The following is an 18,029-nucleotide window of genomic DNA, read 5'->3' on the forward strand; positions in this document are numbered from 1 at the left end:
GGCACGGTACATCTTGTTGTGAGCACGCGCGACAAGGCGCGTCTTAGACTTAAGGGGCTATGCCGCCCTCTGGCCGCTTCCGGCATCGAGGCCGGCATAGACGCCCCGTTCGAAGCCGGCGAAGGCTTCCAGGCAGTCCTTGTCGACGAAGGGTAGGAGTTGCATCAGGATCACGCCGGTGACGTCGCGTGACGGATCGATCCAGAAAAAGGTGTTGGCGAGTCCCGCCCAGGCCATGCTGCCCGGGCTGCGGCCCTCAGCCGTCTTGGCGGTGTTGATCATGAAGCTGAGGCCCCACTTCTTCGCCTAGGATAGAGGTCGACATCGTTGGTGTAGATCGGTGCAGCCGAAGTCAACTTGGTGACGTTGAAATCGCCGATGTGGTTCTGGCTCATCGTTGAGATCGTCTCAGGCCTGAGGACCTGGTTGCCGTTGCCGCGGCCCTTGTTCAGGATCATCTGGGTGAACTTGATATAGTCGCTTGCGGTGGAATAAAGGCCGCCGCCACCCATGTGGAATTCCGGCTCCTGCTCGAGCTCGAACGGGATCGCAGCGACCTGTCCGTTCTCGCCGCGCGCGTGCATGCCGACCAGCCGCTTGCGCATGTCATCGGTGATCTTGAACGCCGTATCACTCATGCCGAGCGGCGCGAACAGGTTGTCGCGCAAGTACGCGTCGAGCCGCTTGCCGCTGACGGCCTCGACCGCCTTGCCGACGAAATCGATGTTGATGCCGTATTCCCAGCGCGTGCCCGGATCGGACGTAATCGGCCTTCTCAACGTGTGGTTCTTGCAGGTGGTGATTCCCGGCGTTCCCGTTTTTTCCAGAAAAGCGGCGATGTCGCCGTTCCACAATTCATAGCAGAAGCCGGCGGTATGGGTCATGAGTTGGCGCAGCGTGATCGGCCGCTTCGCCGGACGCAGCTTTGGCGCGCCATTGGCATCAAAACCTTCGAGCACTTGCGGGGCGGCGAGGTCCGGCAACACCGTGCTGATTGGTGCTTCGAGCGAAAGCTTGCCCTGCTCGACCAGTTGCATCGCACCTGCGGCGGTGACCGCCTTCGTCATCGACGCGATCCAGAACACGCTGTCCACCGTCATTGCATCGGGCTCGGACAGGTCGCGCTTGCCGAACGCGCCTTCATACAGCACGTCCTTGCCGGTCGCGGCGACGGCGACCACGCCGGGAATGGCCTTCGCATCGCTCTTCTGGCGCAGAACCTGATCGATCTGGGCTTTGCTTTGCATGCGCATTTCCTCCGGTTTGATTATTGTTGGAAGTGATCGATTGTCCTCCCGCGAACCACGTGCGGCAAGCATCTCAACTGCAGCGCCGTTCGCGATGTCGTGACTTGACGGCGGGTCACCCGCGAAGGACGACACGGGGACCAAACTGCAACACCTCGTCACAATCTGCGGTGGATGACCGCACTTCGCCGAGACCTCGCGGGGTATCAGGCGATATGCTTCGGGCATACTGCTCTGAAATATTTTGTGAAGGCGTTCAGAATCCGGCCAATTCGACGCGGCCGGCCAAAGATTTGAAGCAAATGCTGGCGGCTTCGGTTGCCGCGAGGGGGCTTAAAATGATTTCGACCTGGAGCGAATGGAAGCGCTATCCCCGTCAGGGGCGGGGCGAGAACCTCGAGGCGCCGATTTCGCCAGGCATTTACGAAGTCCGGATCGCCGGTACCGGCGCGCTACATTCCTTCGGAGCGGTCGACAATCTGGCGCAGGCCCTGGCGCTGCTGCCGGTCGGCTCGAAGTCGTGGTTCGGCCGGCGCGACACCACTTCCGTGCCGGATCTCGAGTACCGGACCTGCGCCACCTCGACCAGGGCCGACGCGAAGGCGGCCGCCGAGCGCATGATCGGCCGGCGCGAGACCTATATGAGCGGCGCGGCGTAGACAACGCCAAGACTGAGTTGAGCTGAGTTCTGCCCACGATGCAGGACACCTCCCGTACGCAGAGGTAAGAGATCGCGGCCAGACTCAAGCAAAAATCGTCCTGCGCCGGCTTCGCGCTGATCCCAGATTAGCTTGACGCAGACTTGCGTTGCGGGGCGATGCAATATGCCCCGCATGCCCCTATATTCCGGGCCAATCCGACAGTCCTAGGAGCAACGCCATGACCCCGACCGCCGCCGCACGCGCCCCGCAAGCCACCGCCGCCCTGCGCGATCGTCTCAAGGATCCCTCGCTGCTGCGCGAGGCCTGCTACATCGACGGCGCCTGGGTTGGCACGCCGTCGCGGCCGGTGACCAATCCGGCGAACGGCGTCGAGCTCGCAAAAGTCCCGGTCATGAGCACGGCAGAGACGACGCAGGCGGTGCAAGCCGCCGAGCGCGCCTTCCCTGCCTGGGCCAAGTTGACCGCCAAGCAGCGCTCCAACATCTTGCGCAAATGGTTCGAATTGATTGCGGCCAATCGCGAGGATCTCGCGCTGATCCTGACCTCCGAGCAAGGCAAGCCGCTGCCTGAAGCGCTCGGCGAGGTCGATATCGGCGGCGCCTATGTCGAGTTCTTTGCCGAGGAGGCCCGCCGTGTCTATGGCGAGACCATCCCGACTCAGCGTCCCGACGCACGCCTGCTTGCGATCAAGCAGCCGATCGGCGTCTGCGGCGCCATCACGCCGTGGAACTTTCCCTGCTCCATGATCACCCGCAAGGTCTCGCCTGCGCTCGCGGCTGGCTGCACCGTGGTGCTGAAGCCCGCGAATGAAACGCCGCTGACGGCGCTTGCGCTGGTCGCGCTCGCCGAGAAGGCCGGCGTGCCGAAGGGCGTGTTCAACATCCTCACCGGCAATTCGTCGGCGATCGGCAAGGTGCTGTGCGAGCATCCCGCCGTGCGCTTCGTCGGCTTCACCGGTTCGACGGAGGTCGGCAAGATCCTCTATCAGCAGGCGTCCGTCGGGGTGAAGAAGCTCGGCCTCGAGCTTGGCGGCAATGCGCCGTTCGTGGTGTTCGACGATGCCGATATCGATGCAGCGGTTGAAGGTGCGATCGTCTCGAAATATCGCAACATGGGTCAGACCTGCGTCTGCGCCAACCGCCTCTATGCCCAGGACAAGATCTACGACGAGTTCGTCGAGAAGCTTTCCAAGAAGGTCGCGGCGATGAAGATCGGCGACGGCACCGAGACCGGCGTGGTGCAGGGGCCGCTGATCAATTTGGACGCAGTGCTGAAGGTCGAAAAGCACATCGAGGATGCAGTCAAGGGCGGCGCCAAAATCGTCACCGGCGGTAAGCGCCATGCGCTCGGCGGCAGCTTCTTCGAGCCGACGGTGCTTGCCAACGTCAAGCCGGATGCACTCGTTGCGCATGAAGAGACCTTCGGCCCGCTCGCGCCGGTGTTCCGTTTCAAGGACGAAGCCGAGGTGATCGCGATGTGCAACAACTCGCCGTTCGGTCTCGCCTCCTACTTCTATTCCCGCGACCTCGGCCGCGTCTGGCGTGTCGCCGAAGCGCTGGAATCCGGCATGGTCGGCGTCAACACCGGCCTGATCACGACGGAAGTCGCGCCCTTCGGCGGCGTCAAGGAAAGCGGTCTCGGCCGCGAAGGCTCGCATCACGGCATGGAAGAATATGTCGAGATCAAATACGTGATGATGGCGGGAATTTAGGTTTGTAGCCGCGGATGGAGTGCCGTAGCCCGGATGGAGCGAAGCGAAATCCGGGATTCCCGAGTCTGGTGAGAAACCCGGATTGCGCTTCGCTCCATCCGGGCTACGCTTTCGTCAGCGCCGCAGCACCGCGATCGTCCTGTTTGCAAAGCTCAGCCGCTCGGCCATGACCGACACGAAATAAGTCAGGAGCTTATGGCTGAGCTCGGGGTCTTCGTCCCTGATCGCATCGAACTGGTGCGTGTTCAGTACATAGAGCACGCTCGCGACCTCGGCCTGGATGGTCGCGCTGCGCGGCGTATGCGACACCAGACCCATCTCGCCGATCGTGGTGTAGCGGCCAAGGCTGCGCACGCGGGTGGTCCGGTTGTCCTCGGCCGGGACCATGATGCCGACACGTCCGTCGAGGATGAAGTGCATGGAATCGGCTGGGTCGCCGGCGTGCACGATGACCTCCCCGGCGTCGACCTCGATACGCTGGCAGCGGCGGATCAACTCGTCGGCGTCACGCTCGCTATCGAGAATCCGCGCGAACCAGTCCCGCAGGTTGGCCTCTTCCTGCGCCAGCCCCTGATGTTGCGAGATGATCTCGTTCTCACACCACTCCAGCGCATGATCGAGCTCGGGAATGATGGTGACGCCTTCACTGATGAAATCGCTGGACCGCAGCACCTTTTCGGCCGCGGCCGACAGATGCACCAGGATCAGCTCGACGCCGAGGTCGCGTGCGCTGCGCTTGATCTGGGCAAAGCTGTAGGCGGCTGACGAATCGACGCCGGTCACGAGCTTGAAGTCGAACAGCAGATAGCGGCACTCCGGCCGCTCCTGGAGCAGGCGCTTGACGTGCTGATAGAGCCGGTTGGCGGAGCCGAAGAACAGGTAGCTCTGCAGGTTCAGGCCCTGGATCGTGCCGCCATGGGCCAGCAGCACCTCCTGGTCGTCGCGCGAGCGGTCGAGCGAAGAGCGGTATTCGGAGCCGTCAAAGCTGTACTTGATCGACTCCACCCGCGCCGCGCTGAACGCGAATGTCAGGCAGCCGATGATCACGCCGATCAGGATGCCCGGCACGAAGCCCCAGCCGACAATGATGATGATGATGGCGATCAGCGACAGATATTCGAGCTTCGACAGCCGCTTGCGCGATTCGATGATCCATTTGTGGAGCTGATCGGCGCCGAGATAGAGCAGAAGGCCGCCCAGCACGAATTTCGGCATGAACCCGAGCAGGTCGGGGCCGATGGCGAGCATCAGCAGCGACATGGCCGCGACGGTGAGGCCGGACAAGCGTCCGCGGCCGCCGCTGCTGAAATTGAGAATCGAACGGCTGACCGAAATGCAGCCGGTATAGCCGCCGATTGCCCCGGTCAGGATGTTGGCCGCGCCCGTGATGTTCAGCTCGCGCTCCAGATTGGCCTCGCGATGCACGGCGACCTCGATCCCCGTGGTGTTGAACAATGTGCTGGACGCCGTGACGAAGATCACGGCAACCACGTTGCCGAGCAGGTCCGGCACGGCGGACCAGGGATAGCGGACGAGATCATCGCTGTGCCAGGGCAGCATGAAGGCCGCCGGCGGCGGAGGCTGGAAGGTCCAGCCCATGGCGCGCGCGTCCTCCGGCGAGATGCCCGCGATCCAGAACGCCACATGCGCCGTGAGCATGCCGCCGACAAGGATGATGGGCAGTCCGAACGGGCTGCGCGAGCGATGCCAGGTGAGGTACAGCACCAGCGCCATGGCGCAGGCCGCTCCCAGTTCCGACAGGGTGACGCCGCTGGTGAAGCGCAACAGCGTCCCGAGCTGCACCGGATGATTGGTGATCACCCGGATCGCGCCCATGACGATCAGAAGTCCGGTGGCTCCGAGGAATCCGCCGACCACGGGATAAGGCACGTAGCGGATCGCCCGGCCCATCCGCGTCAGCCCCAATCCGCACAGCGTGATACCGGTCAGAACGGTCGACAGGCCGAGCGTGATCAACACGGACGAGAGCAATGGTGCCGGCAGATTCGCCGCATCGATGCGCTCGACCAGCGAGGCGGCCAGGATTCCCGTCACCGCAGCGGTGGAGCTGTCCGGCGCGGCAATCGCAAAGGGCAGGGAGCTTCCGAATCCGATGACGGCCGCAAGCACGGCGGAGCTGATGAAGGTCGCGGCGATTCCGTAGGACAGATAGGGCGAGAGCGGACCGGCGAAGATCAGCAGGGCATAGGAGAGCCCGAAGGTGACGGTCAGCACGCTCGCGGCGCCGCCGCCCAGTATATCATTCAGCGCACGCTTGAGAGTCGGATCGAATCGAGTGGCTGGATCGTAGGTGATTGCTGGATCTGTCACGCCCTTGCGCTCGCCTCTGAAAATTCCCGTCCGAGACGTAGACGACTGCGAGCCTAGCGCAAAAGGATTCTTGCAAATATGAAATAGCCAACAGTTTGGGCGATCTGAAATGATCGGTCGAAGGCGCCGTGTCAGCCTCGGTGTCGTCCTGGCGAAAGCCCGGACCCATTACCCCAGGGAGAAGTCGTGGAGCGAACGTAACCGCGAATCTTCGCCAAACCCTGTCCTGTGGTAATGGGTCCTGGATCAACGCTCGCTCCGCTCGCTTGTCCAGGACGACAGCGGAATGTGAATGGCGGTCAACGTCGGAGTGCGTCCCCGACGATGACTCGCGAGGAGAGCTAGAGCTTCAGCTCCGACCCCGTAATCCGCCGATACGCTTCCAGGTACCTCTTGCTCGTCGCCTCGACGACGCTTGCCGGCAGCGGCGGGGGCGGGGCGTCGCCGTTCCAGCGGCCGGCGCGGCGCTCGACATCGAGATAGTCGCGCAACGGCTGCTTGTCGAAGCTCGCCTGCGGCTGGCCGGGCTTGTAGGCGTCGACCGCCCAGAAGCGCGATGAGTCCGGCGTCATCACCTCGTCGATCAGGATGATGCGGCCGTCCTTGTCGCGGCCGAATTCGAACTTGGTGTCCGCGATGATGATGCCCTGTTCTCGCGCCAGCTCCTCGCCGAGCGTGTAGATCGCGCGCGTCATGCTTTCCAGCGTATAGGCGACCTCGTCGCCGACGATCTCACGCATCCGCGCGATCGTGATGTTCTCGTCATGGCCGGTCTCGGCCTTGGTCGCCGGGCTGAAGATCGCAGGATCGAGTTTTTCGCTCTCCACGAGCCCCGCCGGCAGCTTCTCACCGGCGAGCGTGCCGGAGGCCGCGTATTCCTTCCAGGCGGAGCCGGAGATGTAGCCGCGGATCACGCATTCGATCGGAAACACCGTGGTGCGCTTGCACAGCATGGCGCGGCCGAGGATGTCGGCGCGGTGCGCTTTCAGCGCCGGCACTGCTGCGATGATCTCATCCGTGTTGGCGCTGATGACGTGATGCGGCACCACGCCTTCGAGCTCCCTGAACCAGAAGGCGCTGATCTGGGTTAGCACCGCTCCCTTCATCGGGATGGTCTCGCCCATCACGACGTCGAAGGCGCTGATGCGGTCGGTGGTGACGAGCAGCAGGCGGTCGTCATCGACGGCGTAGATATCGCGCACCTTGCCACGCCCGATCTTGGGGAGCGGCAGGTCACTGGAGAGCATGGTGGTCATCGGCAGGGGGCCTTCGGACAGGAGATCTTAAGCCGCGCGAAAAGGCGGCCCAAGATCGGGATAGCCTATTCCGGCAGCGGAATGAACTCGTGTTCCTGCGGAACAGCCGCAAAGCGGCCGGTTTTCCAGTCCTGCTTGGCCTGCTCGATCCGCTCCTTGCTGGAGGAGACGAAATTCCACCAGATGTGGCGCGGACCCTCCAGTGCATCGCCGCCGAGAAACATCATCCGCGTCGGCCTCACGGCCTTCACGGTGATGCGGTCGCCGGGCCGGAAGATCAGCAGGCGCGGCCCCTCATACCGCTCATTGGCGATCTCGACCTCGCCGTCGACGACATAGATCGCGCGCTCCTCGTGATCGGGGTCGAGCGGCACGCTCGCGCCTTCCGCCGCCGTCACCTCGGTATAGAACCAGGGCGAGACCATCGTGACCGGCGAGGTGATGCCGAACGCGGAGCCGGCGATCACCCGCGCGGTGAAATCGCGCTCGGAGATCATCGGCAGGTCGCCGGCGGCGTAGTGCTGGAACGACGGCGCGATCTCTTCCGATGCTGCCGGCAGCGCGATCCAGCTTTGCAAGCCCAGCATCTTCTGACCCGAGGCGCGCTGCGTATCCGGCGTGCGCTCGGAATGCGCTATGCCGCGGCCGGCGGTCATCAGATTCATCGCGCCGGGCGCGATCTCCTGGACGTTGCCCTCGCTGTCGCGATGCATGATCGCGCCGTCGAACAGATAGGTGACGGTGGCAAGGCCGATATGTGGATGCGGCCGCACGTCCATGCCCTTGCCGGAAACGAACTGCACCGGGCCGAAATGATCGAAGAAGATGAAGGGCCCGACCATCTGCCGCTTGCCATGCGGCAGCGCGCGGCGGACTTCAAATCCATCGCCGAGATCGCGGGTGCGCGGCACGATGACGAGATCGAGCGCATCGCATGTTTTGGGATCGCCGAGCACGGGATCGTTGTCGGGCATCCAGCTCATGGGAGAACTCCTGTTGGCCGTCTTTGGCGCAATCGTAGCAGGATTTGGCATTGCCGTCGCAATAATACCCGGACCGCTCATCGCATGCGCGTGATGAGGCGTCGCTAACTCTGATAACCTGCGGGTGCTTGAAAAAATCGGCCTGACGGACGATGTTCGGGCTGCCCAAACCCATCGGTCGCAACATTTGATGACTACAGCCGCTCTCGAGCTTGCCTTCCGCTCCGCCAGCGTCGCGCTGCTACTGGTGCTGGCTGCGTCATTGGTCGCCGATTTTCGCAACGTGTTGGCGGGGCGGCTCGGTGCTGCTCTCGCACTGGGCTTGGCCGCGCATGCGGTTAGCTATTCGGTTGGTGTCACGTCGCGGATCCCGGCATCGCATGCGCCGCTAATTGCGCTATCGACCGGCAACATCGTGGTGTTCTGGCTGTTCACGCGCGCGCTGTTCGACGATGAGTTTCGCTTGAGCTGGTGGCACGGATGGGTCTGGGCGCTGGTGACGGCGTTCAGCTTCGTTGGATGCCTCTGGATTGCACCGGGCGGCCACGTGCGGTTCTCGGTGACGGTGGTCAATCTGATCGTGCTCGGCTTCATCGCGCTTGCGATTGGGCAGACGATCGCCTCGTGGCCGGCCGACCTGGTCGAGCGCCGCCGCCGCGTTCGCGTCTTCCTCGTCTGTGCCGGCGCGCTCTATGGCGGAGTGAATGCACTGCTTCAGATCTCCGTCGCGGGTTACCGCGTCGGCGATGCCGCCGACACGATCAATGCCGGCGTGCTCGCCTGCATCGTCGCGGCCATCGCCTATGCCATGATGCGCGTCGATGCCGCCGATCTGTTTCCGGTTGCCGCGGAGGCCGCACCGGCGGTCATTTTCAGCCCGCAAGGAGCCGAAGATGCCGCTGACCAGAAGCTGATCGATGCCCTGATGCGGCTGATGGCGGATGAGCGGATCTACCGCCAGGAGAACATCACCATCGGCGTGCTGGCGGGCCGGCTGAAGATCCCGGAATACCGGTTGCGTCGGCTGATCAACCAGCGGCTCGGCTACCGCAACTTCAATGTGTTCCTGAACAACCACCGGATCGAGGAGGCGAAGGCCGCGCTGGCCGATCCCACCCAGGCCGAGGTTCCCGTTATCACCATCGCGATGGACGCCGGCTTCCAGTCCCTCGGCCCGTTCAACCGCGCCTTCAAGGCGGTGACCGGCGTGACGCCGACGGAATATCGCCGACTCAAGGCCGATGCGGCTTAGATTTTTAGATCATTGAAATCACAGATAAATTTCAAAATCGGCTAGGTCCGATCAGTTTCAACCAGGTCATTTTCCAAATCCGGCGAGCGCTTCCCGCCCGCATCCGGCTCCCTCTCCGGCACTCGCCTCGAACCGGAGAAAGCCTGTGACCCGCCGCCGAAAAATCCTCCTCCTCACCACCGCCATTGCCTGTGCCGGCCTCGCGCTCGGCGCGGCGCGGGCGCGCGATGTGCCCAAGGTTGCCACCGGCTTCATCGCCGACACGCTCTGCGCGGAAACGTTCGTCTCCGGCCTCGATCCCCAGCACAATCTCGCCGAGACCACGGATGCGATGCCGGGCGCCGGTCTGTTGACCTGGGCGATGGATTTTCAGGTCGATCGCGTGCGCAAGGATGTGACGGTGTCACTGTTCGGCATCGGTCGCAGCCACGCCGTCTATCGTGAGGGGCTCGGCTGCACGCTCGAGCACGGCCAGCGGATCACCGACGTGGCACTGCCGCCTGACGACAAGCAGCCCGCCTTGCTGCCGGAGATCGCCGGCCCGGGACTGGTGGAGCCGCAAAGCGAAGGACTGTCAACCGCGCTCGACCGCGCTTTCACCGAACCCGCGCAGCCGCCCTATCGGCGCACGCGCGCGATCGTCGTCATGAAGGCCGGCCACATCATCGCCGAGCGGTATGCCGACGGTGTCGGACCGCAGACGCCGCTGCTCGGCTTCTCCATGACCAAGTCGGTGACCTCGGCGCTGACAGGCATTCTAGTGCGCCAGGGCAAACTCAAGCTCGACGGGCCCGCGCCGATCGCCGCCTGGCAGAATCCGGATGATCCGCGCCATGCCATCACCGTCGACCAGTTGCTGCGTCACACCGCTGGGCTCGCGCTCGGAAGCTCGTTGCAGGCCTCGCTCGGCTCTGCGCTCGAGCCGGTCAACACGATGAAGTATGCGGAAAACGACATGGCAGCCTTTGCCGAGCGTGCGCCGCTTGCGACCGCGCCGGACACGGCCTGGAATTATCACGACGGCAACTTCGTCATCCTCGCGCAGCTGATCCGCAATGCCGCCGGCGGTAAGCCCGGAGATGCGCTCCGTTTCGCGCGCCGCGAACTGTTCGCGCCGCTCGGCATGGTCAACGTCACGCTTCAGCTCGACGGCGCCGGCACGATCGAGGGCTCCGGCGAAATGCTGGCGTCCGCACGCGACTGGGCTCGGTTCGGCCAGCTCTATCTCAACGACGGCGTCGTTGGCGGCAAGCGTATCCTGCCCGAGGGCTGGGTCAGCTATTCGGCATCGGCGACGCCAAATGCCTGGGTCGGCATCGGCGCCGGCTTCTGGACCAATCAGGGCGACAGCTTTGGCGCGAAATTCCGCATCGAACATGGCTGGCCGCGCGATGCGTTCTTCGCCAAGGGGACGATCGGGCAATATGCGATCGTGATCCCGTCCGAGCGCCTGGTGATCGTGCGCCTCGGCCGCTCGCCGAACTGGCCACCGGAGGTGGACGGCGTGTTCGACCTCGTCCGCGACGTGGTCGCAGCCACGCATGACAAGAGCAAGATGGCGGGTGGGAATTAGTGGGCTCTTCCCTTCTCCCTTTGCGGGAGAAGGTGCAGCGCCGATGCGGGGCGAGCTGGGCTTATTGCCTCCCCAGCTCCGTCGCCTTCGCCACGCGATCGAATCGTTCCAGCGACAGGATCGCATCGGCAAATTGCTGGGCACGCGCGTTCAGCACGGGGCGTGCCAGCGTCAAGAATTTCTGCTGCATCGCCTGCGCATCCGGGAACGAGTTCGGTTCGCCCGAGGGATCGGCGTAGAGCCGCTCGTGCACGCCGTCGTCGGTGGTGATGCTCACGCGCGCGCCGAAGGGATGGACGCGGCCTTCCAGGCGGGCATCCTGCACGACGTCGAACTTGTCGGCGAGCGCATCGATTGCGGCATCGCCGAGCCTGCCATAGTCGTCCCAGCCGAAGCTGCCCTGGTCGAGGGCGAGCGCGCCGGTGAAAAACATCGAGAACTGGCCGCCGACGATCGAGCGCGGGTGCCGCTTGGTCGCGGCATCGCCGGTCAGCGTGATGCCGTTGCGATGCAGGCCGATCTCGACACGCTTGACCTGCTCGGGCGTCAAATTGTGCTCGCGCCGCATCGCGATCAGCGCGTCGATCGCGGCGTGGGTGTAGCGGCAGCTTGGATAGGGTTTGACGCCGATCTTCATGGTCTCGTAGCTCTTGCCGAGCTCGGCGACCGCTTTGTCCGGATGCGCATCATCTGTGTAGCCGACCAGGAGGCCGTGCTTGCCCTCGACCGATTCCGTCGAGCCGATGAAATCGTTGCGCGCCAGCGTCGCGGCGATCACGCCGTTCATCGCGGCGGCGCCGACCTGGTAGCGCTTGTTCCAAGCGCCGTTGAGCAGAAATTGCAGCGAGCCCGCGGCCTGGCTGCCGGAGACGCCGAAGGCCGAGATGATCTGCTTTTCGCTCAGGCCGAACAGCTTGCTAGCTGCGGCCGCCGCACCATAGGTGCCTGCGGTCGCGGTCGGATGGAAGCCGCGGGCATAATGTGAGGTCGGGTCGAGCGCGTTGCCGAGCCGGCAGCAGACCTCGTAGCCTGCGACGATCGCGGTGAGCACGTCGCGCCCGGAGGCGCCGACCATCTCGCCGACTGCGAAAGCCGCGGGCACCACCGGCGCGCTCGGATGCAGCGAGGAATCCGCATGCGTGTCGTCGAAATCGAGGGAGTGGCCGAGGGCGCCGTTGAGGAGCGCGGCGACCGCCGGCGTCCAGGTTTTGCTGTCGCCGAACACGGTGGACTCGCCCTTGCCGTCGAGCGCGAGCACCTCCAGCATCTTCAGCAGCGACGGCGTCGATTCCGCCTCGCGGCGCGCGCGAATCGCGCTGCCGAGGAAATCGAGCGTCAGCACTTTTGCGCGCTCAAGCACCTCCGCCGGAATATCCTCGTATTTCAGGTTGCAGACGAAGGCGGCGAGCGTTGCGGTTTCGTGGGCCATCGTGTTTCCTCGTTTTGGCCGGCAGGGTAGGCGGGCGGATTTTTCCTTTCAAGCCGCCTGGCGGCTTGCGGGTATCAGCTATGCTTTGGGCCGGGTTACGGGGATCGGGATATTCGACGATGGCATTCGCACGGCAGCTATACGACCGGGTTCGGTCGCGAAGGACGCAACTGGGGCTGGCGATCCGGGTCACGGTGGCGGCAACCGCGGCCTATGTGATCGCAACCGCGCTGCACCTATTGCTGCCGCTCTGGGCGGTCCTGACCTCGCTGATCGTGACCCAGATGAGCGTCGGGCGCTCGCTGAAGGCGACGCGCGACTACATGCTCGGCACGATCGGCGGCGCCATCTATGGTGGCGCCATCGCAATCCTGATCCCCTATTCGAGCGAAGCCGGGCTGTTGGGGCTTCTGGTCTTGTCGGTCGCCCCGCTCGCCTTCATCGCCGCTATCAATCCGAGTCTCAGCGCTGCGACAGTGACCGCCGTGATCGTGCTTTTGGTTCCCACCTTGCATCATTCCGATCCCATGACTTCGGCGATCGATCGCGTCAGCGAGGTCGCGGTCGGCGCGATCACGGGGCTGCTCGTCTCTTTCCTGGTGCTGCCGTCGCGCGCGATCCGGCAGATTCGTGCCGGCGCTGCGCGCCTGCTCGAGCTGATCGCCGACGCCTTCACCGAACTGCTGGCAGGCCTGACGCGCGGCCGCGACAACGACGCGCTGCATCGGATCCAGGACGGCATCGGCACCGCGATGGTGGGACTCAACGCCACTGGCGCCGAGGCCGAGCGCGAGCGCGCGGCGCGCCTGTCGAGCGGGCCCGACACCGGTCCTCTGCTGCGAACAGTGCTGCGGCTGCGCCATGATGTCGTGATGATCGGCCGCGCCACCGTGGTGCCGCTGCCGGCCGACGTGCAGGTCAGGCTCGCCGCGCCCTTGTCGGAGGTCGGTACGGTGATCGCGCAGTTCCTGCGCTCCGCGGCCGCGGCGCTGCGGGCCGGCGCCGGTGCGCCGCCGATCCATCCCGTGCACGTTGCGCTGCAGACCTACGCCGATGCGGTCGCCGCCGTTCGTCGCGACGGCCTGATCCGCGGCCAGCCCGGCGATACCGCCGAGCGCTTCTTCGCGCTCGGCTTCTCGCTGGAGCAGATGCACCAGAATCTCAGCGATCTCGATCGCGTCATCGGCGAGTGGTCGGAGGCGGCGGCGGACAAGCCGGCGCGGGTTGCGGATCAGTCGAGCTAGATGTTGAGGAAGCCGAGGGTCAGCTTGTCGCGCTGCTCGATTCCCTGAATGAGGGCTGCGAGCGCTGCATCAAAATTCGGTTCCGGCCTCTCCAGCTCCCAGGCGCCGTCATGATCCCAGCGATAGCACCAGCCGTAGCGCTCGCCCGGTTCGAGATGGAGCAGAAGGCAACGGCTGGCCTGTGCCGGCTCGGCTACGGGCAGCAAGTGCCGGAGCGAAACGCCGTATTCCGCGCGGAAATGCGCGACGGCCTCCTCGAGCTGCTCGGCGTCCGCGAAAGAGACAAAGCTGAGAATGTTGCTGCGCTGGGTGGCGAGATCCGCAGGCCGATAGAAGCGAAGCTCGGCGGAGTCCTCGGGCAGCCGGACCAGGAGCTCGGTCTCGCCGCGCGACAGCAGGAATTTGCGATAGTCGTCCGGTAGCTGAAGGCCGAGCTCGGTTTCCGCCTTGCGCACCTCTTCTTCGCGCGCGGGTTCAGCGGCCTTCCAGCGCCACTGTCCGTTTGCGTCCGCTTTGCGCCGCGCTTCGTAGTCGGCGTAACCGGGCAGCGCCATGATGTCCTCATAGCCGCCATAGCGTGACCGGCGATAGGCATCGTCGAAGGCATCCTCCGTGCGCTCCGGAAAATAGACGCAGAGGATGACGGCGCGCTGCAGGATGCGCTTGTGATTGGCCGCGACCCTGCAGGCCCGCTCGATCGCCGCGAGTCCGGCCGATGGATTGCCCGCGCGCACATAGGCGTCGCTGAGCGATTCGAGGATACGCCCCTCCAGCTCGCTCTCGTAAATCGACCAGGCGTAATGCGGTTGTTCTGCGGCACGCCGCGCGGCCAGCGTATCGCGCGCCCGTTCGGCAATGTGCAGCGTCCGTTGCGCGTCCGCATCGGCCGCGAGGCCGTGATGAGCGGCAAGCCACAGATACAGCGGCTCGTGCTCGGCCGGCGTGCCCTTCAGCGCCCGGAGATGTTTTGCCTGCTCGGCGAGCGGTGCGCCCAGTGCGGCCATCATCAGTTCGTCCAGGCCCTTCTGCCAATCCGGCTTGGCTTGCGGATCGGGCAAGAGGTTGCGCAGCGTATATTTGGTGTGGCTGGTCTCGAAATAGCCGGCGTCGACGAGTCTGGCCCCCTCGCGCCGGAACGAGGAGATCGCCACGGTGACGTCCGAATAGGTCTCGCGCAGAAACTCGTCCGATCCGTACTCCCCCTCGCGCATGTGGATGCCGATGATCATGGGGTCGCCGCCCAGGATCAGCAGCAGCTCGCGGTCGTCATCACCAGGCGGACGATGGAAGAATTTGGCCAGATACATCGGATCTCCGAACGCGAGCAAAACGTAGGCCGGCATAGCTGCCGGCCGTCACGTCTCAGTCGCTTGCGCGGAGAAACTGGTTCACGGTCGCGGGGTTAGCGCCGCCTCAGACCCTTGCTTTGCATGCGCCAGACCAGGAGATCGATGCGGTCCTGGCCGAAGAACGGCTCGTTCTCGAAAACGAAGGTCGGCACGCCCCAATGGCCGGAGGCCGCGTGATCCCTTTCGTTGTCAGCGATCACCTGCTGGTAGCTATCAGGATCGGCGCTGATCGCCGCATCCATCGCGGCGAGATCGAAGCCGGCTTTTTCGGCGGCACGCGCGAGATGGTCGCCTTCGTTCCATCCCTCGACCGAGCCGTCCCACAACACGCGCGCGATCGCGGAGGTAAATTCGAGCGCGCGACCCTCGAGCTGGGCCATGGCACCGAGCCGGGTCAGGCGATGGATGTAGGGTTGCTCCGCCGCGACCTCCAGCGTCGTCCTGTCCTGTACGACCGGGTCGGGACGGGGAAAGCGGAACGGAATGTTCTCGTGCTGAGCCACGCGGCTGCTGTCAAGGATGACATAGGGGATGAACTGCCGGTTGGTTCTCTTGAAGAAGCCGGGCACGCGCACCGCGAGCGGATAGACCGGCCGCAGGTTCACCGTGAGATCATAGCCCGCGACGAGTTTCAGCGTTCTGGGCAGCGCCAGATAGCTGTAGGGACTTCGGAAGGAGAAGAAGAGGTCGACTGAGAGGGTCATCGGACTGCCTCCACGATCCGCCCCATCATGCTGCGGACCACCAGCTTGTGGAAGGGCATGATCAGCGTGAGATAGCTTCGGCCGAGCAGATTATGTGTCCGCACCAGCGTGGTCGAGGTCACCTGCTTCTGCTTCTGCTTCTGCGTCGCGTCGCCGGCGACATCGACCACGATGCGGAAATCGAGATGATAGTCATCGAAGCCGGCGACGAGTCGCTCCGGCGTTTCGCTGACCACCGGAAACAGCCCGATCAGGCCTCCCGGCGCCGGCGCGCCTTCGCCCGACGTCTTGAGCCCGAACGGCGTCACCAGGATGTTACGCAGGCGCAGCAGCGCATCGATCCAGCGCGGTCCGTGCAGCACCATTCGGACACAGGCCTCGCGGGCGGTAAGCACCTTCCCGCCGATCTCAACGCGATGGGCGTCGATGAATTGCGCGCCGGCAAGCAGTGCGTCGGCGTCGACCTCTGGGGTAACTTCGCGGACGGGCGTCATTCCCCCAATCTGCGCGCCAGCCGCTGGAAGCGCAAGATCAGAAGGGCGGCGTAGACGAAGGTCCCGAGCGACAGCCCGATCCAGACGCCGACCGCGCCGAGATGGATGTTGAAGGCGAGCAGCCAGGCACTCGGGAAGCCGACGCACCAATAACCGATGATGGCGAAGACGAGCGTCATCGTTGTGTCGTTGAGGCCGCGCAGCGCCCCGCCCATGATGGTCTGCAGACCGTCGGCGATGAAGAAGGTCGAGCCGACCAGGAGCAACGTCGCGGTCAGCTCGATCGTCTCCGAGCTCGTCTCGCCACCGCCGAAGAACAGCCGCGCCAGCGCATATCGGCCGATCACGATGGCAAGCGTTAGCGCCGCGACGAGCGCAACTCCGAGCAGCGCCGCGACGAGGCCTGCGCGCTGCACCGCCGCCGGCTCGCTGCGGCCAAAGGCGTGTCCGACCCGCACTGTCGCCGCCATGCCGATGCCGAGCGGGATCATGAACAGCACGGCGGTAACCTGGAGCGCGACCTGATGGGCGGCAAGCGCGGTCGTGCTGATCAGTCCCATCAGAAGCGCGGCCGAGGAGAACATGCCGTATTCCATCAGCAGCGCAAACGAGATCGGCGCGCCGATCGCGATCAGCTCGCGCGTCAAGGGCCAGTCGCCACGCCAGAGGTGTACGAGCGGATGATAGTCCGAAAACGGCTTTCGAAACGCGACGATGGCCAGCGCTGCGAAGAAGGTGCCGAAGTTGATGAGCGTGGTCGCGAGCCCTGCGCCGAGCAGGCCGAGCTGCGGCAGGCCGAACAGGCCGTGGATCAAGAGATAGACCAGCACCGCATTGGCGGGGATCGCGGCAAAGGTGATCCATAGCGGCGGTTGCGGCCGGTTCACGGCGCCCATGAATCCGCGCAGCGCAATGAAGCCGAGCGCCGGTGCGATGCCCCAGGCAAGCCCGAACAGATAGCGCTGCGCCAGCGCGGCCGAATGCGGCGTCTGTCCGAGCGCCAGCAGGATCTCTTCGCCATAGAGCGGGGAGGCAATCATCGGCAGCGAGATGAGCAGCGCGACCCATAGCCCGACGCGCAGGGAGCGCCGGATGCGCCCGACGTCTCCGGCGCCAAAGGCCTGTGCCGCCAGTGGTGCCACGGCGGCGACGAGGCCGAGGCCGAAGGTGAAGCTGATGAAGTAGACCGTGTGTGCCAGCGCTGCGGCCGCGACCGCGTCCTGGCCGAGCCGGCCGATCAGCGCGAGGTCGGTCGTCATCATCGCGATCTGCCCGAGCTGCGTCAGCATCATCGGCACGGCCAGCCGCAACGTCTCGCCGAATTCATCGGCGAGGTGGTTGGGCTGCATACCGAGTTGTGGCTGCGGACGAGGTTCGACGGTATCGAGCATGGGCGCACGATAGCATCGCCACGCGTCGAAAACATGGCCTGCGCTTTTCACCCTCTCCCCTTGTGGGAGAGGGTGGCTCGCCGCGTAGCGGCGAGACGGGTGAGGGGTCTTTCTCCTCGCGCGAATCTCTCTCAGTCGTCGTGCGGATAGATACCCCTCATCCGGCGCTTCGCGCCACCTTCTCCCACAAGGGGCCTGTTGCGTAATCCGCGATTGTGATTCTCTAGGGCAGAAGCCTTGGAGGTAACGATGGCAGTGAAGCAGACTGGGCAGCCGAGTTTTATTGAGGCGTGGTTGCCGAAGGGAGCCGGTGCCAATGCGGCGCTGAATCGGTTGTCGGGCTTGGTCAAATGGTACCGGTTCGAGAAGCTGATGGCGCATTTGCGGGATGAAGGAAGCCCTG

General features: G+C 64.6%; 13 protein-coding genes and 1 pseudogene. 5 read left to right on the plus strand and 9 right to left on the minus strand.

Going from position 1 to position 18,029, the window contains the following annotated elements:
• Positions 1–57: 57 nt before the first annotated feature.
• Positions 58–1,247, minus strand: a pseudogene (locus tag YUU_RS54655) (serine hydrolase domain-containing protein).
• A 338-nt stretch (positions 1,248–1,585) separates the two neighbouring features.
• On the opposite strand from YUU_RS54655, the gene YUU_RS0147235 reads away from it, so the two are divergent.
• Together YUU_RS0147235 and YUU_RS0147240 are read left to right on the plus strand one after the other, a co-directional pair.
• On the plus strand, positions 1,586–1,906 hold the full coding sequence (locus tag YUU_RS0147235; protein ID WP_027528351.1) for a hypothetical protein: 321 nt from the start codon (positions 1,586–1,588) through the stop codon (positions 1,904–1,906).
• 220 nt (positions 1,907–2,126) lie between these two features.
• Positions 2,127–3,620: an NAD-dependent succinate-semialdehyde dehydrogenase gene (locus YUU_RS0147240; RefSeq protein WP_027528352.1), complete on the plus strand. Its 1,494-nt coding sequence runs from the start codon at positions 2,127–2,129 to the stop codon at positions 3,618–3,620.
• 114 nt (positions 3,621–3,734) lie between these two features.
• Here the strand turns inward: YUU_RS0147240 and YUU_RS0147245 are convergent, their stop codons facing one another.
• The 3 genes from YUU_RS0147245 to YUU_RS0147255 all read right to left on the minus strand — a co-directional run bounded on the left by YUU_RS0147245 (position 3,735) and on the right by YUU_RS0147255 (position 8,190).
• Complete coding sequence (locus YUU_RS0147245) at positions 3,735–5,951, minus strand: SLC26A/SulP transporter family protein (RefSeq protein WP_027528353.1); 2,217 nt, start codon at positions 5,949–5,951, stop codon at positions 3,735–3,737.
• Positions 5,952–6,292: 341 nt separating this feature from the next.
• Positions 6,293–7,207, minus strand: coding sequence for a phosphoribosylaminoimidazolesuccinocarboxamide synthase (locus tag YUU_RS0147250; protein WP_027528354.1), 915 nt, complete (start codon positions 7,205–7,207; stop codon positions 6,293–6,295).
• Positions 7,208–7,272: 65 nt separating this feature from the next.
• Complete coding sequence (locus tag YUU_RS0147255) at positions 7,273–8,190, minus strand: pirin family protein (RefSeq protein WP_027528355.1); 918 nt, start codon at positions 8,188–8,190, stop codon at positions 7,273–7,275.
• Positions 8,191–8,380: 190 nt separating this feature from the next.
• On the opposite strand from YUU_RS0147255, the gene YUU_RS0147260 reads away from it, so the two are divergent.
• Together YUU_RS0147260 and YUU_RS0147265 are read left to right on the plus strand one after the other, a co-directional pair.
• Entirely contained in the window at positions 8,381–9,442 is a 1,062-nt protein-coding gene (locus YUU_RS0147260) for a helix-turn-helix domain-containing protein (protein ID WP_027528356.1), read from the plus strand.
• 145 nt (positions 9,443–9,587) lie between these two features.
• The gene (locus tag YUU_RS0147265) at positions 9,588–11,015 is read left to right on the plus strand and encodes a serine hydrolase (RefSeq protein ID WP_027528357.1); all 1,428 of its coding nucleotides are present in this window, start codon (positions 9,588–9,590) and stop codon (positions 11,013–11,015) included.
• A 61-nt stretch (positions 11,016–11,076) separates the two neighbouring features.
• Here YUU_RS0147265 and YUU_RS0147270 read toward each other — a convergent pair whose 3' ends face one another.
• On the minus strand, positions 11,077–12,444 hold the full coding sequence (locus YUU_RS0147270) for an MmgE/PrpD family protein (RefSeq protein ID WP_027528358.1): 1,368 nt from the start codon (positions 12,442–12,444) through the stop codon (positions 11,077–11,079).
• Between the two features lie 119 nt (positions 12,445–12,563).
• Here YUU_RS0147270 and YUU_RS0147275 point away from each other — a divergent pair, with 119 nt between their 5' ends.
• A complete protein-coding gene (locus tag YUU_RS0147275; protein WP_027528359.1) occupies positions 12,564–13,688 on the plus strand; it encodes an aromatic acid exporter family protein in 1,125 nt (374 codons plus the stop codon).
• On the opposite strand, the gene YUU_RS0147280 is transcribed toward YUU_RS0147275, so the two are convergent.
• The 4 genes from YUU_RS0147280 to YUU_RS0147295 all read right to left on the minus strand — a co-directional run bounded on the left by YUU_RS0147280 (position 13,685) and on the right by YUU_RS0147295 (position 17,626).
• Positions 13,685–14,995 carry an SMI1/KNR4 family protein gene (locus YUU_RS0147280; protein WP_027528360.1) on the minus strand — a complete coding sequence of 437 codons (1,311 nt, stop codon included), beginning with the start codon at positions 14,993–14,995 and terminating at the stop codon, positions 13,685–13,687. The two genes, YUU_RS0147275 and YUU_RS0147280, sit on opposite strands and share 4 nt — an antisense overlap.
• 95 nt (positions 14,996–15,090) lie before the next feature.
• Positions 15,091–15,741, minus strand: coding sequence for a 2-hydroxychromene-2-carboxylate isomerase (locus tag YUU_RS0147285; protein ID WP_027528361.1), 651 nt, complete (start codon positions 15,739–15,741; stop codon positions 15,091–15,093).
• Positions 15,738–16,235 carry a DUF2867 domain-containing protein gene (locus YUU_RS0147290; RefSeq protein ID WP_027528362.1) on the minus strand — a complete coding sequence of 166 codons (498 nt, stop codon included), beginning with the start codon at positions 16,233–16,235 and terminating at the stop codon, positions 15,738–15,740. The genes YUU_RS0147285 and YUU_RS0147290 overlap by 4 nt, the downstream gene beginning before the upstream one ends.
• Positions 16,232–17,626, minus strand: a complete 1,395-nt coding sequence (locus YUU_RS0147295) for an MATE family efflux transporter (protein WP_027528363.1) — start codon at positions 17,624–17,626, stop codon at positions 16,232–16,234. The genes YUU_RS0147290 and YUU_RS0147295 overlap by 4 nt, the downstream gene beginning before the upstream one ends.
• Positions 17,627–18,029 lie beyond the last annotated feature (403 nt).

This window comes from Bradyrhizobium sp. Ec3.3, from assembly GCF_000472925.1.
Lineage (GTDB): Bacteria > Pseudomonadota > Alphaproteobacteria > Rhizobiales > Xanthobacteraceae > Bradyrhizobium.

Excerpts from the sequence above, each read along its gene's own strand:
- YUU_RS0147235 (WP_027528351.1), top strand. The coding sequence starts at position 1,586 with ATGATTTCGACCTGGAGCGAATGGAAGCGCTATCCCCGTCAGGGGCGG.
- YUU_RS0147240 (WP_027528352.1), top strand. The coding sequence starts at position 2,127 with ATGACCCCGACCGCCGCCGCACGCGCCCCGCAAGCCACCGCCGCCCTG.
- YUU_RS0147250 (WP_027528354.1), bottom strand. The coding sequence starts at position 7,207 with ATGACCACCATGCTCTCCAGTGACCTGCCGCTCCCCAAGATCGGGCGT.
- YUU_RS0147255 (WP_027528355.1), bottom strand. The coding sequence starts at position 8,190 with ATGAGCTGGATGCCCGACAACGATCCCGTGCTCGGCGATCCCAAAACA.
- YUU_RS0147260 (WP_027528356.1), top strand. The coding sequence starts at position 8,381 with ATGACTACAGCCGCTCTCGAGCTTGCCTTCCGCTCCGCCAGCGTCGCG.
- YUU_RS0147270 (WP_027528358.1), bottom strand. The coding sequence starts at position 12,444 with ATGGCCCACGAAACCGCAACGCTCGCCGCCTTCGTCTGCAACCTGAAA.
- YUU_RS0147275 (WP_027528359.1), top strand. The coding sequence starts at position 12,564 with ATGGCATTCGCACGGCAGCTATACGACCGGGTTCGGTCGCGAAGGACG.
- YUU_RS0147280 (WP_027528360.1), bottom strand. The coding sequence starts at position 14,995 with ATGTATCTGGCCAAATTCTTCCATCGTCCGCCTGGTGATGACGACCGC.
- YUU_RS0147285 (WP_027528361.1), bottom strand. The coding sequence starts at position 15,741 with ATGACCCTCTCAGTCGACCTCTTCTTCTCCTTCCGAAGTCCCTACAGC.
- YUU_RS0147290 (WP_027528362.1), bottom strand. The coding sequence starts at position 16,235 with ATGACGCCCGTCCGCGAAGTTACCCCAGAGGTCGACGCCGACGCACTG.
- YUU_RS0147295 (WP_027528363.1), bottom strand. The coding sequence starts at position 17,626 with ATGCTCGATACCGTCGAACCTCGTCCGCAGCCACAACTCGGTATGCAG.